The 19,096-nt window shown below is 70.4% G+C and carries 19 protein-coding genes; 4 read left to right on the top strand and 15 right to left on the bottom strand.

All coding sequences use genetic code 11. The annotated features are described in order from the left end of the window. Positions 1 to 101: 101 nt before the first annotated feature. The 8 genes from ABT127_RS28170 to ABT127_RS28205 form a co-directional block, all read right to left on the bottom strand. Entirely contained in the window at positions 102 to 890 is a 789-nt protein-coding gene (locus ABT127_RS28170) for a DUF3159 domain-containing protein (protein WP_351455720.1), read from the bottom strand. A gap of 3 nt (positions 891 to 893) precedes the next feature. Next, positions 894 to 1,274, bottom strand: a complete 381-nt coding sequence (locus ABT127_RS28175) for an OB-fold nucleic acid binding domain-containing protein (protein ID WP_111662529.1) — start codon at positions 1,272 to 1,274, stop codon at positions 894 to 896. A 40-nt stretch (positions 1,275 to 1,314) separates the two neighbouring features. Next, positions 1,315 to 1,998 carry a response regulator gene (locus ABT127_RS28180; RefSeq protein WP_111662530.1) on the bottom strand — a complete coding sequence of 228 codons (684 nt, stop codon included), beginning with the start codon at positions 1,996 to 1,998 and terminating at the stop codon, positions 1,315 to 1,317. Continuing rightward, entirely contained in the window at positions 1,995 to 4,571 is a 2,577-nt protein-coding gene (locus ABT127_RS28185) for an ATP-binding protein (protein WP_351455724.1), read from the bottom strand. Before ABT127_RS28185 ends, ABT127_RS28180 begins: the two co-directional genes overlap by 4 nt. Before the next feature lie 137 nt (positions 4,572 to 4,708). Continuing rightward, entirely contained in the window at positions 4,709 to 5,917 is a 1,209-nt protein-coding gene (locus ABT127_RS28190) for an alginate lyase family protein (RefSeq protein WP_351455727.1), read from the bottom strand. Between the two features lie 198 nt (positions 5,918 to 6,115). Then, a complete protein-coding gene (locus ABT127_RS28195) occupies positions 6,116 to 6,913 on the bottom strand; it encodes a DUF3710 domain-containing protein (protein WP_351455730.1) in 798 nt (265 codons plus the stop codon). A gap of 1 nt (position 6,914) precedes the next feature. Continuing rightward, the gene (gene dut / locus ABT127_RS28200) at positions 6,915 to 7,460 is read right to left on the bottom strand and encodes a dUTP diphosphatase (RefSeq protein WP_351455732.1); all 546 of its coding nucleotides are present in this window, start codon (positions 7,458 to 7,460) and stop codon (positions 6,915 to 6,917) included. Beyond that, the gene (locus ABT127_RS28205; protein ID WP_351455735.1) at positions 7,457 to 8,041 is read right to left on the bottom strand and encodes a PaaI family thioesterase; all 585 of its coding nucleotides are present in this window, start codon (positions 8,039 to 8,041) and stop codon (positions 7,457 to 7,459) included. The genes dut and ABT127_RS28205 overlap by 4 nt, the downstream gene beginning before the upstream one ends. A gap of 58 nt (positions 8,042 to 8,099) precedes the next feature. On the opposite strand from ABT127_RS28205, the gene ABT127_RS28210 reads away from it, so the two are divergent. Then, a complete protein-coding gene (locus tag ABT127_RS28210; protein WP_351455737.1) occupies positions 8,100 to 8,558 on the top strand; it encodes a DUF3093 domain-containing protein in 459 nt (152 codons plus the stop codon). On the opposite strand, the gene ABT127_RS28215 is transcribed toward ABT127_RS28210, so the two are convergent. The 4 genes from ABT127_RS28215 to ABT127_RS28230 form a co-directional block, all read right to left on the bottom strand. After that, on the bottom strand, positions 8,547 to 9,560 hold the full coding sequence (locus ABT127_RS28215; RefSeq protein WP_351455740.1) for a hypothetical protein: 1,014 nt from the start codon (positions 9,558 to 9,560) through the stop codon (positions 8,547 to 8,549). The genes ABT127_RS28210 and ABT127_RS28215 overlap by 12 nt on opposite strands. Positions 9,561 to 9,573: 13 nt before the next feature. Then, on the bottom strand, positions 9,574 to 9,870 hold the full coding sequence (locus ABT127_RS28220; protein ID WP_018535993.1) for a DUF4193 domain-containing protein: 297 nt from the start codon (positions 9,868 to 9,870) through the stop codon (positions 9,574 to 9,576). Positions 9,871 to 10,319: 449 nt separating this feature from the next. Next, the gene (locus ABT127_RS28225; protein WP_351455742.1) at positions 10,320 to 11,573 is read right to left on the bottom strand and encodes a sensor histidine kinase; all 1,254 of its coding nucleotides are present in this window, start codon (positions 11,571 to 11,573) and stop codon (positions 10,320 to 10,322) included. 7 nt (positions 11,574 to 11,580) lie between these two features. Beyond that, on the bottom strand, positions 11,581 to 12,234 hold the full coding sequence (locus tag ABT127_RS28230; RefSeq protein WP_111662538.1) for a response regulator transcription factor: 654 nt from the start codon (positions 12,232 to 12,234) through the stop codon (positions 11,581 to 11,583). 348 nt (positions 12,235 to 12,582) lie between these two features. Between ABT127_RS28230 and ABT127_RS28235 the strand changes: the two genes are divergently transcribed. Continuing rightward, entirely contained in the window at positions 12,583 to 12,756 is a 174-nt protein-coding gene (locus ABT127_RS28235) for a hypothetical protein (RefSeq protein ID WP_351455745.1), read from the top strand. 117 nt (positions 12,757 to 12,873) lie between these two features. Here ABT127_RS28235 and ABT127_RS28240 read toward each other — a convergent pair whose 3' ends face one another. Both ABT127_RS28240 and ABT127_RS28245 read right to left on the bottom strand, forming a co-directional pair. Continuing rightward, entirely contained in the window at positions 12,874 to 13,671 is a 798-nt protein-coding gene (locus ABT127_RS28240) for an inositol monophosphatase family protein (protein WP_351455748.1), read from the bottom strand. 10 nt (positions 13,672 to 13,681) lie between these two features. Beyond that, on the bottom strand, positions 13,682 to 14,821 hold the full coding sequence (locus ABT127_RS28245) for a ferrochelatase (protein ID WP_351455751.1): 1,140 nt from the start codon (positions 14,819 to 14,821) through the stop codon (positions 13,682 to 13,684). Between the two features lie 165 nt (positions 14,822 to 14,986). On the opposite strand from ABT127_RS28245, the gene ABT127_RS28250 reads away from it, so the two are divergent. Next, a complete protein-coding gene (locus tag ABT127_RS28250) occupies positions 14,987 to 16,243 on the top strand; it encodes an MFS transporter (RefSeq protein ID WP_351455754.1) in 1,257 nt (418 codons plus the stop codon). After that, on the top strand, positions 16,191 to 17,522 hold the full coding sequence (locus tag ABT127_RS28255) for a D-arabinono-1,4-lactone oxidase (RefSeq protein WP_351455756.1): 1,332 nt from the start codon (positions 16,191 to 16,193) through the stop codon (positions 17,520 to 17,522). Before ABT127_RS28250 ends, ABT127_RS28255 begins: the two co-directional genes overlap by 53 nt. 6 nt (positions 17,523 to 17,528) lie before the next feature. Here ABT127_RS28255 and ABT127_RS28260 read toward each other — a convergent pair whose 3' ends face one another. Next, positions 17,529 to 18,848, bottom strand: a complete 1,320-nt coding sequence (locus ABT127_RS28260; RefSeq protein WP_351455758.1) for a hypothetical protein — start codon at positions 18,846 to 18,848, stop codon at positions 17,529 to 17,531. Positions 18,849 to 19,096 lie beyond the last annotated feature (248 nt).

Below are 19,096 nucleotides of genomic sequence, written 5' to 3' on the forward strand. Positions count from 1 at the left end.
GCGCGCGCGCGCCGCTACCCCCCCCGGCCCCCCCTTCTCGCTTCTAGGGGCGCGGGGAACTGCGCGAGCAACCACTCACGACGTGCACCCGCGAACCGGCCTCAGCCCTCTCGGCGATGGCGCGCAGGCCCCCCGGAGGACGCGGCCCCCTCACCGCCGGCCTCCCGCTCCTTGGCGGCAGCCTCCTCGGCCTCCATCTCCGCGAACACGTCGATGGGCGGCGGAGCCTTGGCGAGGAACACCCACGTCAGCCACACGGCCAGCAGGAACGGCGGAATCTTCAGCGCGATGAGCACCCAGCCGAACTGCGTGTTGTCCGAGTCGGTGTCGGCCCAGAAGTACATCGGGAAGAGGATCGCGCACTTCGCGAGCAGGATGAGCCCCCAGGCCCAACTCGCCTTCGCGTAGGCCTTCTTGCGGCCGGGGTTACGCGTCCGCCAGGACAGGTTCTCCTTGAAGACCGGCCCGAGGATCAGCCCGATCAGCGGGACCCCGCACAGCGTGGTCACGATGTACGCGACCGCGAGCCCCAGCGTGTAGAGCATGCCCGGCAGGTAGAAGTCCTTGGCGTTGCCGGTCATCATCGCGAAGACGACACCGAAGGCGACGCCGAAGACACCGCTGAAGGCGTGCTTGACCGTGTCCTTCATGACCAGGCGCACGACCACCAGGACGAGGGACACCGCGAGGGCCGCGATGGCCGACACGTGCAGGTCCTTGTTGATCGTGAAGATGGTCACGAAGAGGAGGCCGGGGACCACGGTCTCGACCATGCCCCGCACTCCGCCGAAGGCGTCGAAGAGCGCGGCCTCCGTCACCGCCCTGTCCGTGGTCGCGTCGGCGTCGGCACCGGCTTCGCGATCGGTCGGCTTGTCGTCGAGGGACGTCACCGGCTACTCCCGTCCGAGCGGTCTGAGTTCGTACTTGGGGTTGAAGAGCACCCTACGGCCCCGGCTCATCGAGACACGTCCCGAAGCGATCAGCTTGCGGCCCGGCTCGATGCCCACGATCGAGCGCCGGCCGAGCCAGACCACGTCGAGCGCGGCCGAGCCGTCGAACAACTCCGCTTCCAGGGCCGGGACTCCAGCGCGTGGCCGCAGGGTCACCGTGCGCAACGTACCAGTAACCGTCACGATCTGTCGGTCGTGGCAGTCACCGATCCGCGTACAACCAGTGGTCTCCGAGTCCTCGCGCAGCTCCTCCGACTCCAGGTCCTCCTGCGAGGTGGAGAGTCGGTCGAGCATGCGCCGGAACCGGCCCGCAACAGCACTCATACAGGAAGCGTACCCGGGGCCACCGGCACGGACGCAGGGGCTACTTCTCGAACCTGTACCCCATTCCGGGCTCCGTAATGAAGTGCCGCGGGTGGGAGGGATCGGTCTCCAGCTTGCGGCGCAGCTGCGCCATGTACACACGGAGATAGTTCGTCTCCGTACCGTAGGAGGGCCCCCACACCTCCTGCAGCAGCTGCTTCTGGCTCACCAGGCGCCCCGTGTTGCGCACCAGTACCTCGAGGAGGTGCCATTCGGTCGGGGTGAGGCGTACGTCTCGACCGGCGCGGTTGACCTTCTTGGCGGCCATGTCGACGGTGAAGTCCGACGTCTCGACGATCCCCTCGTCCTCGCCGCCGCCGGTCGGCTCGGCCCGTCGCACGGCCGCCCGCAGGCGGGCAAGGAGTTCGTCCATGCCGAAGGGCTTGGTGACGTAGTCGTCGGCGCCCGCGTCGAGCGCCTCGACCTTCTCGTCCGACGAGTGCCGCGCGGACAGCACCAGGATCGGCACCCGGGTCCAGCCGCGCAGGCCCCTGATCACCTCGACGCCGTCCATGTCGGGCAGGCCCAGGTCGAGGACGATGACGTCCGGGTGGCGTGCGGCGGCGAGCTGCAGCGCCTGCGCGCCGTCGGCGGCGGCGTCCACCTCGTACTTGCGCGCCTTCAGGTTGATGACGAGGGCGCGGACGATCTGCGGTTCGTCGTCGACGACGAGCACCCGGGTCATGCGGACCTGCCTCTCTGAGCTGTCGTGCGGATCAATGGTTGATCGAGTGCGGTGTACGGCGCCCGGTCCGCGTGCGCCGCGCGCAGGGTGAGGACCATGGTGAGGCCGCCGCCCGGGGTGTCCTCGGCGGTGAGCGTGCCGCCCATCGCTTCGGCGAAGCCCCGCGCGACCGCCAGGCCCAGGCCCACTCCGGCGCCCCGGGGAGCGTCGCCGTAGCGCTGGAACGGGGCGAAGATGCGGTCCTTCGCCTCGTCCGGGACGCCGGGACCGCGGTCGACCACCCGCAGCTCCACCCGGTCCCCCAGCGCGCTGGCCGCGACGAGCACCGGCTCGTCGGGCGGGCTGTACTTGACGGCGTTCTCTACGATGTTGGCCACCGCCCGCTCCAGCAGGCCCTTGTCGACGCTGACCATGGGCAGGGTCTCGGGGACGTCGAGATCGACGCTCAGGTCGGGGTCCGGTACGCCGACCAGGGCCAGCGGCACCACCTCGTCGAGGTCGGTCTCCCTGATCAGCGGGGTGACCGTGCCCGTCTGGAGGCGGGACATGTCCAGCAGGTTCCCGACCAGGTGATCGAGTCGGTCGGCGCCCTCCTCGATCCCGGCGAGCAGTTCCGCCCGGTCCTCGTCCGACCACTCGACGTCCTCGGAGCGCAGCGAGGACACGGACGCCTTGATCCCGGCCAGCGGGGTGCGCAGATCGTGCGAGACGGCCGCGAGCAGGGCCGTGCGGATGCGGTTGCCCTCGGCGAGCGAGCGGGCCTGGTCCGCCTCGGAGCGCAGCCGCTGGCGGTCGAGCACGACGGCGGCCTGCGCGGCGAAGGCGGCGAGGACGCGCCGGTCCTCGGCGGGCAGGACGCGGCCGGACAGGACGAGCGCGGTGTGATCACCCACCGGCATGTCCACATCGGCCTCCTCGGGGCGCCCGAGCGGCCGTGGTCCGACGCTGCCCGCGCAGGTCCACGGCTCGGTGTCGGCGGCCCGTTCCAGGAGCGCGACGGAGTCCATCGCGAAGGTCTCCCGTACGCGCTCCAGGAGCGCCTCCAGGCTGGTGTCGCCGCGCAGCACGCTGCCCGCGAGGAACGACAGGATCTCGGACTCGGCGCGCAGCCGGGCCGCCTGGTGGGTGCGCCGGGCCGCCAGGTCCACCACCGACGCCACCGACACCGCGACCCCGACGAAGATGGCGATGGCCACGATGTTCTTCGGGTCCGCGACGGTCCACAGGTGCAGCGGCGGGGTGAAGTAGTAGTTCAGCAGGAGCGAGCCGAACGCCGCCGAGGCGAGCGCCGGGAGCAGCCCGCCGACCAGCGCGGCCGCGACGATCAGCGACAGGAACAGCAGCATGTCGTTGGCGAGGCCGAGGTCGCTGTCCACGTTGGTGAGGATCAGCGCGAGCAGCGCGGGGCCGCCGACGCCGATGAGCCAGCCCCACACGACGCGGGACCGGCCGAGCCGGGCGCCGCGCGCGACGGGCAGGCCGCGCCCCTTGGCGACCTCCTCGTGCGTGACGATGTGCACGTCGAGGTCGGGGCCCGATTCGCGGGCCACGGTGGCGCCGACGCCGGGGCCGAACATGTACTGCCAGGTCTTGCGGCGGGAGGAGCCGAGTACGATCTGGGTGGCGTTGATCCCGCGCGCGAACTCCAGGAGGGCGGCGGGGATGTCGTCGCCGATCACATGATGGAACGTTCCGCCGAGGTCCTCGACGAGGGTGCGCTGAAGGGCCAGCTCCTTGGGGGACGCGGCCGTGAGCCCGTCGCTGCGGGCGATGTACACGGCCAGGACCTCGCCCCCGGCGCCCTTCTCCGCGAGCCGCGCCGCCCGTCTGATCAGCGTGCGGCCCTCGGGACCGCCCGTGAGGCCGACGACGATGCGCTCGCGGGCCTGCCAGGTGGAGCGGATGTTGTGCTCGCCCCGGTACTGCTGGAGGTACTCGTCGGCCCGGTCGGCGACCCAGAGCAGGGCCAGCTCGCGCAGGGCCGTGAGGTTGCCGGGACGGAAGTAGTTGGAGAGGGCCGCGTCGACCTTGTCCGGCTTGTAGATGTTGCCGTGCGCCATGCGGCGGCGCAGCGCCTGGGGCGACATGTCGACCAGCTCGATCTGGTCGGCGCGGCGGACCACCTCGTCCGGGACGGTCTCGCGCTGCCGGACCCCGGTGATCGACTCGACGACGTCGCCCAGCGACTCCAGGTGCTGGATGTTCACCGTCGAGACGACGTCGATGCCGGCGGCGAGCAGCTCCCCGACGTCCTGCCAGCGCTTGGCGTTGCGGGAACCCGGCACGTTCGTGTGGGCCAGTTCGTCGACGAGGGCGACGGCGGGCGCCCGCTGCAGGACGGCGTCCACGTCCATCTCCTGGAAGACGGATCCGCGGTAGGCGATCTCCGCCCGCGGGACCTGCTCGAGGCCGTGCAGCATCACCTCGGTGCGCGTACGCCCGTGGTGCTCGACGAACGCGACCACGCAGTCGGTGCCGCGCTCGACGCGGCGGTGCGCCTCGGAGAGCATCGCGTACGTCTTGCCGACGCCCGGTGCCGATCCGAGGTAGATCCGTAGCTTGCCGCGTCCCATGGCCCCATTGTCTTTCAGTCGGCGCTCCACGCAGCGTCGACCTTACGGCCAGCAATCCCGGCAAATGGGATGGATGCCTGGTGGGCGGGCGGCTTTGACGCAACCCTGATGCGCCGGAGCCGCCCGCCCGCGTACGCCTAACTCGGGTTCTCGGCGTGCGTCAGGGTCTCCCAGGCCACGAACAGGTTGTTGGAGCCTGCGGGCCGCTGCTGCTCGGTGAGCTTCTGGGTGTTGGTCATCGCGGTGCCGAGGCGGGTGTGCAGCGCGTTGTACCCGACCTCCGTGACGGGCCCGAGGCCGCGGTTGACGCTGCCGCCGCACAGCGAGGCGGGCGGCGCCTCGCCGAGCTCGTACCTGGCCTGGAAGCCGAGCGCCTGCCGCAGCCGCTCACCGACGTCCGTGCCGTACAGGTCCTGCCCCTGGATGCGGCTGGTCTCGGCGATGTGCGAGATGGCAGAGATGCCGTAGCCGGTGTGCGTGAAGTCGCGGCAGGTCTCCTGCGTCAGGCCCGTCACGAAGGTCGACTGCCCCTGCCAGTAGCTGACGATCTTCGCCCTGGTGTCGAGGTTCTGGCTCGGCACGGTCTTGGGCAGGTCGCCGTCCGAGGACAGGTAGACGTACGCGGCGGTGCGCGTGCGGAACTTCGCCATGGCCTTGTCGTACGAGGTCTTGTCCTCCAGGAAGACGGAGATCCCGACGGCGGCCTCCATCATCGACAGCTCCCAGTTGCCGTTGGAGTTGGAGCCGTTGATGACCTTGGGCAGGTAGACGTCGCGCAGCATGGTCCTGAAGCGGGCCTCGTTGGCCCAGCCGCCGCTGTACGTGTACTTGATGATCTCGGCGGCCTTGGGCCAGGAGGAGCCGGCCCAGCCGGTCTGCAGGGGCGCGTTGCTGTTGGTGTGCTCCTTGATCGTTCCGGACCAGGCGTCCATCAGCGCGATCGACTTCTTCGCGTACCGCTCGTCGCGGGTGAAGTACCAGGCGAGGGCGTCGGTGTACGCGGCTATCGCGTCCTCGCGCTCGTCGGTGCAGCCGTAGTTGGGGTTGGAGTACGAGCCGCACTCGACGGTGGCGCGGGGCTTGGGGGTGCGGTTCAGGTCCGCGTACTTGCTGGCCATCATCTGGTCGTAGGCGCTCTTCCAGGGCTGCGCCCCGGCGGCGACCTTGGCCTTGGCGAAGTCCAGCTGCCCCTTGGAGACGGTGACGCCGGGGTGGGCGAAGGTGCTCGGCGCCGCCTCGGCGCGATCGGCACCGGGCCAGGCGAGGACACCGGCGACGAGGGCCGTGACGGTGGTCGTCAGGGTGGCGAGCAGGGCGGTGCGCGATCTTCTGTGACGAGCCTGCATGGTGGGGGCCATCCGTTCTCGTATATGAACGTGGGGCGCCAATGTGAACTCTGGCGTTGGCCGGTGACCCTAGGTACGGACCAGACTTCCGTCAAGTGCTGAAGAAAGAACGGCAGTTGGGAGCAGGCAGCAAAAAGCCGGGGGCCGCGCACCCTTGCGGATGCGCGGCCCCCGGCCACGTACGGCGAACCTGCGGTGTCAGCGCACCTCGGTGATCTCCGGACCGCGGGCCAGCTGGCCCATGCCGCCGGAGAAGCGCGAAGCCTCCTGGCTGTCCTGAGCGGCGCCCTCGGCGACCATCTGCGCGTCGTCCGGGAGCTTGAGGACGATCGGGTCGCGCGGGGCCATCGGACCCTCACCGCGCACGACGACCGTGTCCCGGAAGATCTGCTCCAGCAGACCGGCGGCCTGCGGCTGCACCGCGCCCTGGCCCGAGATCACCCCGCGCAGGAACCAGCGCGGACCGTCCACACCGATGAACCGGACGACCTGGAAGCCGCCCGTGCCGTCGGGCAGCTGCACCGGAACCTGGGCGCGCAGCTCCCAGCCGAGCGAGCCCTCGATCTCGTCGATCACACCACCCTGCTGAGTGATGCCCGTGGCGATCTCCTCGCGGACCTCGCCCCAGATGCCCTCCTTCTTGGGGGCGGCGAAGGCCTGCAGCTGGATCGCGCTGTCCCGCAGGACGACGGTCGCGGCGACGATCGCGTCACCCGCGACCTCCACGCGCAGCTCCATGCCCTCCACACCGGGGACGAAGAGCCCGCCGAGGTCGACCCGGCCCTCGCCGGGCTCACGGACCTCGGAGCCGTCCCAGGGGCCGTCGGGACGCGGCTCGGGCTCGAGTCGCACCCGCCGCGAGCCGGTCGTGGCGTCGTCGTCGGCACTGTCGGCACTGTCGGCACTGTCGACGGGTCCGTCGACGACCTGCTCGGCCTCGCCCGCCGCGTCCACTGCGTCCTCAGCGGAGCTGTTCTTCTTGCGACGTCCGAACACGTCACTGTCCTTCCCGGTCGGATACGACCGAAGCGTATCGATTCCCACCCTTTTGACCGCCTGTGTCCTCGACGGTCCCGGCGGAGACGCCCACAGAGGCGTGCCCACCGGTGGACCCGAAGCCCCCCTCGGCCCGCGCCGATCCGGGAAGCTCCGCGACCTCGTGGAAGCGGACCTTCTCGACCTGCTGGACGACCAGTTGGGCAATCCGGTCGAAGCGCTCGAACCGCACGCTCTCGCGCGGGTCGAGATTCACCACGATCACCTTGATCTCTCCACGGTACCCGGCATCCACCGTCCCCGGGGCATTCACCAGAGCGACACCGCAGCGCGCGGCAAGACCGGATCGCGGGTGCACGAAGGCCGCGTACCCCTCGGGCAGGGCGACAGACACCCCCGTGGGCAGCACGGTCCGCTCGCCGGGGGCGAGCTCGCACGCCTCCGTGGTCCGCAGATCGGCGCCGGCGTCGCCCGGCTGCGCGTACGCGGGCAGCGGTACATCGGGGTCGACGCGCCGGATGAGCACGTCAAGGAGCTGCTGGGTCAAGGGTTCACCTCGAAGGCACGGGCGCGCCGGACCTGGTCCGGGTCGCTCATGGCCGCCTGAATCTCTTCCTGGCGGCCGTTGTCGATGAAGTGGTCGACCTTCACCTCGATGAAGAGGGCGTCGGCACGGACGGCGACGGGCCCCTCGGGGCCGCCGATCCGGCCGGTCGCGGTCGAGTAGATCTTGCGCCCGGCCACCGCGGTGATCTCGGCGGACAGGTGCAGCACGGTGCCGACCGGCACGGGCCGCACGTAGTCCGTCTCCAGACGACCGGTGACGGCGATGGCCTGCGTCAGCCAGTTCAGCGAGCCCAGCGTCTCGTCGAGCGCGGTGGCCAGCAGGCCGCCGTGCGCGAGCCCCGGGGCACCCTGGTGCTCGGGGCGTACGGTGAACTCGGCGGTGACGGTGACGCCGTCGCCGGCCCGTGCCGCCAGGTGCAGCCCGTGCGGCTGCTCGCCGCCGCAGCCGAAACAGTGGCCGTAGTGCGGGCCGAGGAGTTCGCCGGGGGCGGGCGCGTCGGGGTGCCGCACCGGCGCTATCGCGTCGGCGGGGGGCGTCAGAGCTGCTGAAGTACCACTCACAGGCGCAGACCTTACCCGCGAGTCCTGTGCCCGCACGCATCGTGCCAAGCTAGTCCGCATGGAGCTCTCGACGACACCGTACGAAGAACGACTCACCGCGCCCCGTTCGTGGTGGCTCATCACCTTTCTCGTCGGTGTCGCGGGCGGCATCATCGCGCTGCCCTTCGGCACGCTCCCGCTGCTCGGCGGCTTCGTCGTATTCCTGCTCGTCGCGGCCGTCATCACCAGCTCGTACGGCTCGATCCGGATCCGTGTCGTGGGTGACTCGCTGATCGCGGGCGACGCGAAGATCCCGCTGTCCGCGCTGGGTGCCGTGGAGGTGCTGGACGCCGAGGAGGCGCGCGCCTGGCGCATGCACAAGGCGGACCCGCGCGCCTTCATGCTCCTGCGCAGCTACGTGCCGACGGCGGTGCGGGCCGAGGTCACCGACCCGCAGGACCCCACCCCGTACGTCTATCTGTCGACGCGCGAACCTGAAACTTTGGCAAAGGCTCTGGGCGGCGGGTCAGCCCTCTAGCTCCAGGGGGTCCGCGGGGGCTTCCAGGGGCGGCAGCTCACCGAGCTCGTCCCAGGGCACCTGGGCGGCCCGCAGGTCCTTGCGGATCCGCTCGGCCAGCTTCTTGGTGTCCCGCCGGTTCATGACCGCGCCGACCGCCGCACCGACCATGAAGGGCGTCAGGCTCGGCAGGTTCCGCACCATCCGCTTCATGATCTGCTGCCGCAGCTCGCGCTTCATCTGGCTGCCGAGCGCCGCGTTGATCGTCAGCGGCTTGGACACGTCGATCCCGCGCTCGTCGGACCAGGAGTGCAGATAGGCCGTGCTGCGCTCCTTGAGGTTGCCGGGCGGGCGCAGCCCGTAGACCTCGTGCAGCTCGGCGATGAGTTTGAGCTCGATCGCCGCCACACCCGTGATCTCCGCGGCCAGCTCGGTGGGCATGGCGGGCGGTACGGGGAGCATCGCCGCGGCGCCGACTCCCGCGCCCACCGTGGACGTCGCGTTCGCCGCGCCGGTGATCAGCTTGTCGGCGAGCCGCTCGGGCTCCAGGCCGGGGAACTGCTTGCGGAGGGTCGCCAGGTCCCGTACGGGCACCCGCGGCGCGTTCTTGATGATCTGGTCGGCGAGATAGCCGATGCCGGCCTTGGCGGCGGCGCCGCCCTTGGCCATCCCCGTTCTCGCGGCGCTGCCGCCTCTTGCCATCCCCGCTCTCGCGAGGCCGCTGCTCCTGCGGACGCCGTCCCTGACGGCGGCCGCCCGGCCTCTGGCCGACGCCTCGGTGTGTGTGTCGGCGGCCGGGTCGGTGTCGTACAGCTCCACGGCGTCCACGGCTCTCGCTGAGGCCGCCGCTGCCGGGTCGCCCGTCGCCTCGTGACCGTCCGCCGATTCGAGCGAGGCCTCTTCACCGGCTGCGCCGGGGAAAGAGCCTCGCTCGTCGTCACGCACGGCCTCTGACGGGCCTTGAGCCGCATCCCTGCGCTTGCTCCAGGTGCGGCGCTTCCAGGGCGGGGTCGAGCCAGTCATGCCCGACCCTGCCTCAGTCGCAGTCGCGGCAGATCGGCTGCCCGTTCTTCTCCCGCGCGAGCTGGCTCCGGTGGTGCACCAGGAAGCAGCTCATGCAGGTGAACTCGTCCTGCTGCTTGGGCAGGACGCGGACGGCCAGCTCCTCGTTCGAGAGGTCGGCGCCCGGGAGTTCCAGGCCCTCGGCCGCCTCGAACTCGTCCACGTCGACATTCGACGCGGACTTGTCGTTCCGCCGGGACTTCAGTTCTTCGATGCTGTCCTCGTTGAGGTCGTCATCGGTCTTACGTGGAGTGTCGTAGTCCGTTGCCATGTCGCCTCTCCCCCTCTGGGTGTCTGCGGTGTCTCAGCGCACGTAACGCATGAGAGGCCGGACTTGTGCCCGACCTGAGGCGGAGATTTTGCCTCACATCAAGGTCTGTTACTCAATCGACACCCAACCGGATCCCCCGAGAGTGATCAGCTTGGGTGGCGAACGGGACCGTACACGGTCCTCATGTCGCACTGCACAGGCGCCATCCCGTGTACTTCCCGTGATCAAGGCGCCCGAAAACCCGGATTTTCCAGGCTTTCTGCCGCCTTGAGCGATCACGGACTGTAGATGGCCGGAAATTCGCCCATGTGATCGATCACACACGGCCTCTCCGGGAACAGGTCCCGAAAATTCCGCTAAAAGCGAACTCCGTCAGCGCGTCGGCGGAAGCATGTCAGATCCGCACGCGCTGTGCATCTCGAACCGGAGCAGTGGCGCCCGCGTCGCCCCTAGAGGGGCAAGGTGACGCGCATGACGAGGCCACCCCCCTCACGGGGCTCGGCCGCGATCCTGCCGCCGTGGGCGCGCGCCACGGACCGGGCGATGGACAGGCCGAGACCCACGCCCTTGTCGCTGCCGGTCCGCTCGGTGCGCAGCCGCCGGAACGGCTCGAAGAGGTTGTCGATCTCGTACGCGGGGACCACCGGACCGGTGTTGGCCACGAGGAGGACCGCCTGGCCGTGCTGGGCCTCGGTGTCGACCTCGACCCAGCCGCCCTCCGGGATGTTGTACCGGATCGCGTTCTGGACGAGGTTGAGCGCGATGCGCTCCAGGAGTACGCCGTTGCCCTGGACGACCGCCTCCTTGCGCTCGCCGCGGATCTCCACGCCCTTCTCGTCCGCCTCGGACCTGGCCTGATCGAGCGCCTGGGAGGCGACCTCCGCCAGGTTCACGGGCTTGCGCTCCACGATCTGGTTGTCGCTGCGGGCGAGCAGCAGCAGGCCCTCCACGAGCTGCTCACTGCGCTCGTTGGTGGCCAGGAGGGTCTTGCCGAGCTGCTGGAGCTCCACGGGGGCGCCCGGATCGGAGAGATGGACCTCCAGGAGGGTGCGGTTGATCGCGAGCGGGGTGCGCAGCTCGTGCGAGGCGTTGCCGACGAAGCGCTGCTGGGCGGTGAACGCCCGCTCCAGGCGGTCCAGCATCTCGTCGAAGGTGTCCGCCAGCTCCTTGAGCTCGTCGTCCGGGCCGTCCAGCTCGATCCGGCGCGTCAGGTCGGTGCCGGCCACCCGGCGCGCGGTGCGCGTGATGCGGCCGAGCGGGGACAGCACGCGGCCGGCCATGGCGTAGCCGAAGGCGAACGCGATGATCGCGAGGCCCAGCAGCGCCATGAGCGAGCGGCTGAGGAGGACGTCGAGCGCGTGCTGGCGCTGCTGGTTGACGCAGGCGTTCAGCGCGTCGTTCAGCTGGGAGTCCGACGGGCTGGACGGGAAGCTGCAGACGTTGCTGACGATGTTGACGGTGCTGCCGTTGTTGACGATCTTGAACGGCAGCTCGCTGCCCACGTTCAGGGCCTGAGCCGCCAGCAGATAGATGATCGACAGCAGCAGGATGCCCGCGATCAGGAACATGCCCCCGTACAGGAGCGTGAGCCGTATCCGGATCGTGGGGCGCAGCCAGGGGAAGGGCGGTTCGTCCTTCGGTCCCGGCAGCCAGGTCGGCTTGGGCGGTGCCGTGGGCTTGGGTGGGGCGGGTGAGGTGGCCATCGAGCGATCAGATCCGGTATCCCGAGCCCGGCACGGTGACGATCACGGCGGGTTCGCCGAGCTTGCGGCGCAGCGTCATGACGGTGACCCGGACGACGTTGGTGAACGGGTCCGTGTTCTCGTCCCAGGCCTTCTCCAGGAGCTGTTCGGCCGAGACCACGGCTCCCTCGCTGCGCAGCAGCACCTCCAGGACGGCGAACTCCTTGGGCGCCAGCTGGATCTCCTTGCCGTCGCGGAACACCTCGCGGCGGTTGGGGTCCAGCTTGATGCCTGCGCGCTCCAGGACGGGCGGCAGCGGCACGCTCGTACGGCGTCCGAGGGCCCGGACACGGGCCGTCAGCTCGCTGAACGCGAAGGGCTTGGGGAGATAGTCGTCCGCGCCGAGCTCCAGGCCCTCCACGCGGTCGCTGACGTCGCCGGAGGCGGTCAGCATCAGGATGCGGGTGGACATGCCCAGCTCGACGATCTTCCGGGCGACGTCGTCGCCGTGCACGAGCGGGAGGTCGCGGTCGAGGACGACCACGTCGTAGTCGTTGACGCCGATGCGCTCCAGGGCGGCCGCGCCGTCGTACACGACGTCGACGGCCATGGCCTCCCGGCGCAGTCCGGTGGCCACCGCATCGGCGAGCAGCTGCTCGTCCTCGACGACGAGTACGCGCACGTCGCTTGTCCTTCCACTAAAGCCTTCGGTCGCCCACGGACAGCGCTCGAGCGCACATGGGCAGGACCGGTCACGGGGTTGTGTGTCACCATCCTGCCCCTTTCGGCCATAAACCGGCTGTAAGACGGCCTGGCGTCCGGGGAATGCGGGATTTTCTCGCCGGGTTGAGGTTTCTGCGGAAGGACGCGGGGGGAGGACGGAGCTACACCCGCGATCACGCTTTGTATGTGGCATGCCACGAGCCGCTGTCGAGTCCGCTTCCGCAGGGCGGCCCGATACGTGATCGCCCCTTCCAGAGGGCACACCCCCGTGCCACCGACCCACGACCCAGGACGAGGGGGCGCAACCATGGACGCATTCACCGCAGGGCTGCTGCAGCGCATAAAGGCTGCCGAGACCGACCTGACGCGGGCGCGCGAGACCGGCGACGACTTCCTCGCGGAGGTCGAGCAGGGCGAGTTGGACGATCTCCACCGCCTCGCCGCCGAGCACGGCGTGGAGATCCACGCCACGACCGTCTGACACACCGCGCGCGCATCTCCAGAAGGACCGCACACGCACCGCACACAGGGAAGGGCCCCGGCGCCTGGTTCGATCCAGGCGGGCGCCGGGGCCCTTTCCGTGGGCGGGGTGCGGCGGTCAGTCGTGCCAGGCGCCGAGCTCTTCCAGGCGGTTCTGCAGGGCCTCGAAGAGGCCGGGCGGGGCGGCGATCGTCAGCTCGCTCGACAGGGCGTCTCCCGGGCGGCCGCCGGTGCGGGCACCCGCCTCGCGCGCGATGAGGTCGCCGGCCGCGAAGTCCCAGGGGTTCAGGCCGCGCTCGTAGTACGCGTCGAGGCGGCCGAGGGCCACGTCGCACAGGTCGATGGCGGCCGAGCCACCGCGCCGGATGTCGCGGACGCGCGGCACCAACTCCCGTACGACTTCCGCCTGATGGGCCCGCCGCTGCGCCAGGTAGCCGAACCCCGTACCGACCAGGGCCTGCTCGAAGGGCGGTGCCACGCGCACGCGCACGGGTTCGTCGTTCACGAACGCGCCGCCGCCGAGGACCGCGCGGTAGGTCTCCCCGCGCATCGGGGCCGCGACGACGCCGACCAGCGTCTCGCCGTCCTTGCGGGCCGCGATCGACACGGACCACTCGGGGCGCCCGTACAGGTAGTTGACCGTGCCGTCGATGGGGTCGATCACCCACTCGACGCCGCTGGTGCCCTCCGATGCGGCACCCTCCTCGCCGAGCACGCCGTCGTCGGGGCGGCACTCGGCCAGGAAGTCCGTGATCAGCTTCTCGGAGGCGATGTCCATCTCGGTGACCACGTCGACGGCGCTGGTCTTGGTGGCGGCGACGCCGAGGTCGGCCGGGCGGCCTTCGCGCAGGAAGACGCCCGCGCGGGCGGCCGCCTCCAGGGCGACGTCGAGCAGCTCTGCCTTCAGATCGGTCACAGCGGTGTCCTTACGCGTACGGGCTGTCGGCGCCCGCGGCCGCGGGCTTGGGGGCACGGGCCGGGCAGCAGCCCACCGGGCAGAGGTCGTGGCTCGGGCGGAGCGCGCCGAGTGCGCAGCGTGTGACGTTCCTGCCGCTCTCGGTCGCGGCGCGCTCCAGGATCAGCTCGCGTACAGCAGTGGCGAAGCGCGGGTCGGCGCCCACGGTGGCGGAGCGGCGCACCGGCAGGCCGATCTCCGCGGCCTTGTCCGTGGCCTCCGTGTCGAGGTCGTACAGGACCTCCATGTGGTCCGAGACGAAGCCGATGGGGGCCATGACGACCGCGGGCACCCCGGCTTCCTTCCGCTCCTCCAGGTGGTCGCAGATGTCGGGCTCCAGCCACGGGATGTGCGGGGCGCCGGACCGCGACTGGTAGACGAGCTGCCACGGGTGGTCGACGCCGGTCTCCTCGCGCACGGCGTCCGCGATCAGCCGCGCGACGTCCAGGTGCTGCGCCACGTACGCGCCACCGTCGCCGTGGTCCTCGGCGGGTCCGGAGGTGTCGGCGGCCGCCGTGGGGATGGAGTGGGTCGTGAAGGCGATGTGGGCGCCGTCCCGCACGTCGTCGGGGAGGTCGGCGAGCGACCTGAGGACGCCGTCGACCATGGGGCGCACGAAGCCGGGGTGGTTGAAGTAGTGCCGCAGCTTGTCGATCCTCGGCAGTTCGAGACCCTCGGCCTCCAGGACGGCCAGCGACTCCGCGAGGTTCTCGCGGTACTGGCGGCAGCCCGAGTACGAGGCGTACGCGCTGGTGGCGAGGACGAGAATGCGGCGGTGGCCGTCGGTGACCATCTCGCGCAGGGTGTCGGTCAGATACGGCGCCCAGTTCCTGTTCCCCCAGTAGACCGGCAGGTCGAGGCCGTGCTCCGCGAAGTCCTTGCGCAGGGCGTCGAGCAGCGCCCTGTTCTGGTCGTTGATCGGGCTGACCCCGCCGAACAGGAAGTAGTGCTGCCCGACTTCCTTGAGCCGTTCCTTGGGGATGCCTCGGCCCCTCGTCACGTTCTCCAGGAACGGGACGACGTCGTCGGGGCCCTCCGGGCCTCCGAAGGAGAGCAGGAGCAGGGCGTCGTACGGGCGGGCATCGAGGCTGGCAGCGTGCGCTTCTGGCATGTGTTCGATCCTGCCACCCGTCACTGACAGGCGGAAAACTGCCATGCCGGTCGAACTCTGACACGCGTAAGCTGTTTGAGCCGCGTTCACGCCTTACCAGTTACGCCCCGTACCGTGCCGAGCCGCCCTCGGGCGCGCCCGGGTGCCCGCCCGACCGGAGTCGTTTTGCCCAGCCCCTACCGCGCCATATTCGCCCTGCCCGGCACCAAGAGCTTCTCGGTCGCCGGGTTCCTGGGCCGGATGCCCCTGTCGATGATGGGCATCGGGATCGTGACGATGGTCTCGCAGCTGACCGGGCGCTACGGCCTCGCGGGGGCGCTGTCGGCGACGGTGGCGCTGTCCGCCGCCGCGATCGGGCCGCAGATCTCCCGCCTCGTCGACCAGTACGGCCAGCGGCGCGTGCTGCGTCCGGCCACGCTCGTCTCGCTCGTCGCGGTCGCCGGGATGCTGCTGTGCGCGAAGTACGAGGCACCGGACTGGACGCTGTTCGTGAGCGCCGCGTTCATCGGCTGCGTGCCGAGCGTCGGGTCGATGATCAGGGCCCGCTGGGCGGTGCTGTACCGGGACACCCCGCGGTCGCTGCACACGGCGTACTCCTTCGAGTCCGTCATCGACGAGGTGTGCTTCATCTTCGGGCCGATCATCTCGATCGGGCTGTCCACGGCGTGGTTCCCGGAGGCGGGCCCGCTGCTCGCCGGCTGCTTCCTCGCGGTCGGCGTCTTCTGGCTGACCGGCCAGCGCGCCACGGAGCCGCTACCGCACCCGCGGACCCAGGAGAGCTCGGGATCGGCGCTCCGCGCGCGCGGATTGCAGGTTCTGGTGGCCACGTTCGTCGCCACGGGCGCGATCTTCGGCTCCATCGACGTGGTGACGGTGGCCTTCGCGGAGGACCAGGGGCACAAGTCGATGGCCAGCCTCGTGCTCGCCGTGTACGCGGCCGGTTCGTGCCTCGCCGGAGCGGTGTTCGGGCTGCTGCACTTCAGCGGCGCCCCCGCCCGCAGGTGGGTGGTGGGAGTGTGCGTGATGGCCGTGAGTATGATCCCCCTCCAACTGGTCGGGAACCTGTCACTCCTGGCCGTGGCGCTCTTCGTAGCGGGCCTGACCGTCGCTCCCACGATGATCACGACGATGGCCCTCGTCGAGCAGCACGTACCGCGCGCGAAGCTGACCGAGGGCATGACCTGGGTGAGCACCGGACTGACGGCCGGTGTCGCGCTCGGCTCCTCCGTGTCCGGCTGGGTGATCGACGCCGCCGGCGCGAAGGCCGGGTACGGGGTGCCGGGGATCTCCGGCGCCGTCGCGGTCCTGGTCGCGTTCCTGGGGTACCGCCGGCTGAAGCAGCCGGTTCCGCAGCGGGGAGGAACAACCGATGAGCACGGCGCAGACGGGCAGCAGCAGCAAGAGCGGCGCAGCGTGGCGTAACTGGGCGGGGAACGTCGTCTCACGCCCCGTGCGCGAGGTGACGCCCGCCTCGGTCGAGGAACTGACCGCGGCCGTGCGCAGGGCGGCGGAGGACGGGCTGAAGGTGAAGGCCGTCGGCACGGGCCACTCCTTCACGGCCGCGGCGGCGACCGACGGCGTCCTGATCCGCCCTCAGTTGTTGACGGGCATACGGAACATCGATCGTGACAAGGGCACTGTCACGGTCGAGGCCGGCACTCCGCTCAAGCGGCTCAACATGGCCCTGGCCCGCGAGGGCCTGTCGCTCACGAACATGGGCGACATCATGGAGCAGACCGTCTCCGGCGCCACCAGCACCGGCACCCACGGCACGGGCCGCGACTCGGCCTCCATCGCCGCGCAGATCAAGGGCCTCGAACTGGTCACGGCGGCGGGCGAGCTGATCTCCTGCTCCGCGACGGAGCGCCCCGAGGTCTTCGCGGCCGCCCGGATCGGCCTGGGCGCGCTCGGCATCGTCACCGCGATCACCTTCGCCGTGGAGCCGGTCTTCCTGCTCACCGCGCGCGAGGAGCCGATGAGCTTCGACAAGGTGCTCGCGGACTTCGACGAGCTGCACGCCGAGAACGAGCACTTCGAGTTCTACTGGTTCCCGCACACCGGCAACTGCAACACCAAGCGCAACAACCGCAGCGCGGGTCCCGAGGCGCCGGTCTCGGCGGTCAGCAGCCTGTGGGAGGACGAGATCCTCTCCAACGGTCTCTTCCAGGTGGTCAATTCGATCGGCCGGGCCGTGCCCGCCACGATCCCGGCGATCGCCAAGGTCTCCAGCAAGGCGCTCTCCGCCCGGACGTACACCGACATTCCCTACAAGGTCTTCACATCTCCGCGCCGGGTGCGCTTCGTGGAGATGGAGTACGCGGTTCCGCGCGAAGCCCTCGCGGCGACGCTGCGCGAGCTGAAGGCCATGGTGGACGGCTCGGATCTGCGGGTCAGCTTCCCCGTGGAGGTCCGTACCGCCCCGGCGGACGACATCGCGCTGTCCACGGCCTCGGGCCGGGACAGCGCCTACATCGCCGTCCACATGTACAAGGGCACCCCGTACCAGCGGTACTTCACCGCGGCCGAGCGGATCTTCACCGCCCACGAGGGCCGCCCGCACTGGGGCAAGGTGCACACCCGCGACGCCGAGTACTTCGCGCAGGCCTACCCGCGCTTCGGCGAGTTCACGGAGCTGCGCGACCGCCTGGACCCGGACCGCCTGTTCGGCAACGCCTACCTGCGCCGGGTCCTCGGCGACTGACCGCGCCTACTCCCCCGGCGTCTGCGTGCCGGTGTCGCTGGTGGCACCGGTGCCCGAGCCCGTGCTCTGCGACGGGGTCGGCGTGGGCGTCGGGGTGGACGACGCACCGTCGTCATCGGAGTCCGAGCCGTTGTCGGACCCGTTGTCGGAACCGTTGTCCGTGTCGTTCCCCGTGCCGGAGTCGCTGCTCCGGCTGGGCGTCGGCGTGGGGCTGGCGCTCCCGTCCGTGGACGAGCCGTCACCGTTCTCCGTGGCTCCGTCCGTGCCGGTGCTGCCGGTGTCGGACGGCTCCTGCGAGGTGCCGGGCGCCGGACCGGTGTCGCCGCCGGAGGACCTGTTGTGCCCCTTGAAGACGTCGCTGATGGTGGTGTTGCCGTCACCGCTGAAGCTGTGGCCGCTCACCACCTCGTACGTCGTGATGCCCCCCATGGTGACGCCGAAGACGACGGCCGCGGCGATCAGCGGCCGCTTCCAGCTCTTGACACGGCTGCGGTGCACCGTCCCCTCGGTGAACTCCTCGTCACCCTCGCCCGGGGCCGGCAGCCCGCCGGGTTCGTCCCCCGCGACCCGCAGCAGACGCGTGGCCTCGTCGACGCCCTCGGTCGTGATCAGCTGCGTCTTGTCCGGGTCGGCCTCGCGGACCGTGCCCAGCACACGCGTACGGTCGTCGTCGGCGGCCGCCCCACCCGTGCCGGTGCCGGTGTCGGCCAGCAGGTCGGCCACGGCGCCGGTGTCGAGCAGTTGAGTCCCGTCGAGGTCCGTCGCGGGGCCACCGGACACCTGCGGCAGCACGGTGGTCTCGTCGGCGTACGCGGTGTGCGCCGTGTCGGCGGCGTCGGCGGTGTGTGCAGGATCGTTCCTGCCCCACGTGGTGGTGGTCGGGGCGGTCGGCATCGCGTTCACGGCGGGCCGTGCCGCGGGCGGGCGCTCGCCCGTGACCATCGCCTTCGTGGCGTCCATCGAGGCGTCCGAGCGGAACGTGCGCGGAACGGGGCGCCCTTCGGCCGTCACCGGAACCTGCCGCCCCTTGGGCTTGCCGGTCACGGCGACGTCGCGTATCTGCTCGCCCGTGCGCCGGAAGAAGTGCTGGAACACCGTGCCGCCGCAGGTGGCGAGGGCACTGACCACACCGGCGCCCAGGATCGTCCCGTAGACACCGAAGCTGGAGGCGAGCTTCGCGGCCACGACGGCGGCGACCGCACTGCCCGCCACCTGGGGCACGCTCAGATCCAGCCGCTTCTTCTCCTTGGGCTCACCCTGATCGTCCTTGGAGTTTTCCGGCTTCTCGCCCATCTCCTGATCTAGCCTGCCCTTCTCGACATACACGACTGATTCGTACAGAAGTTCCCGAGGTTACGCGAACTTCCTGTGTCGTATGAGAGAGGGACGTCTATAGGGAGCGTGCAGTTCCGGTTCCGCAGATTTCGTGAAGCACGCCACGCACATTCCCCACGAACGGGACGCTCCCGACAGGGATGCCGCACCCAACTCCCCACCAGCGTGAGAAGTTGAGCGGCGTGCCGATCCACGCGAGTGGCCCGAATGGAGTACTGTTGCGAGCCCTGGGTCCGGTC

The organism is Streptomyces sp. NPDC001904 (assembly GCF_040297005.1).
Classification (GTDB): Bacteria; Actinomycetota; Actinomycetes; order Streptomycetales; family Streptomycetaceae; genus Streptomyces.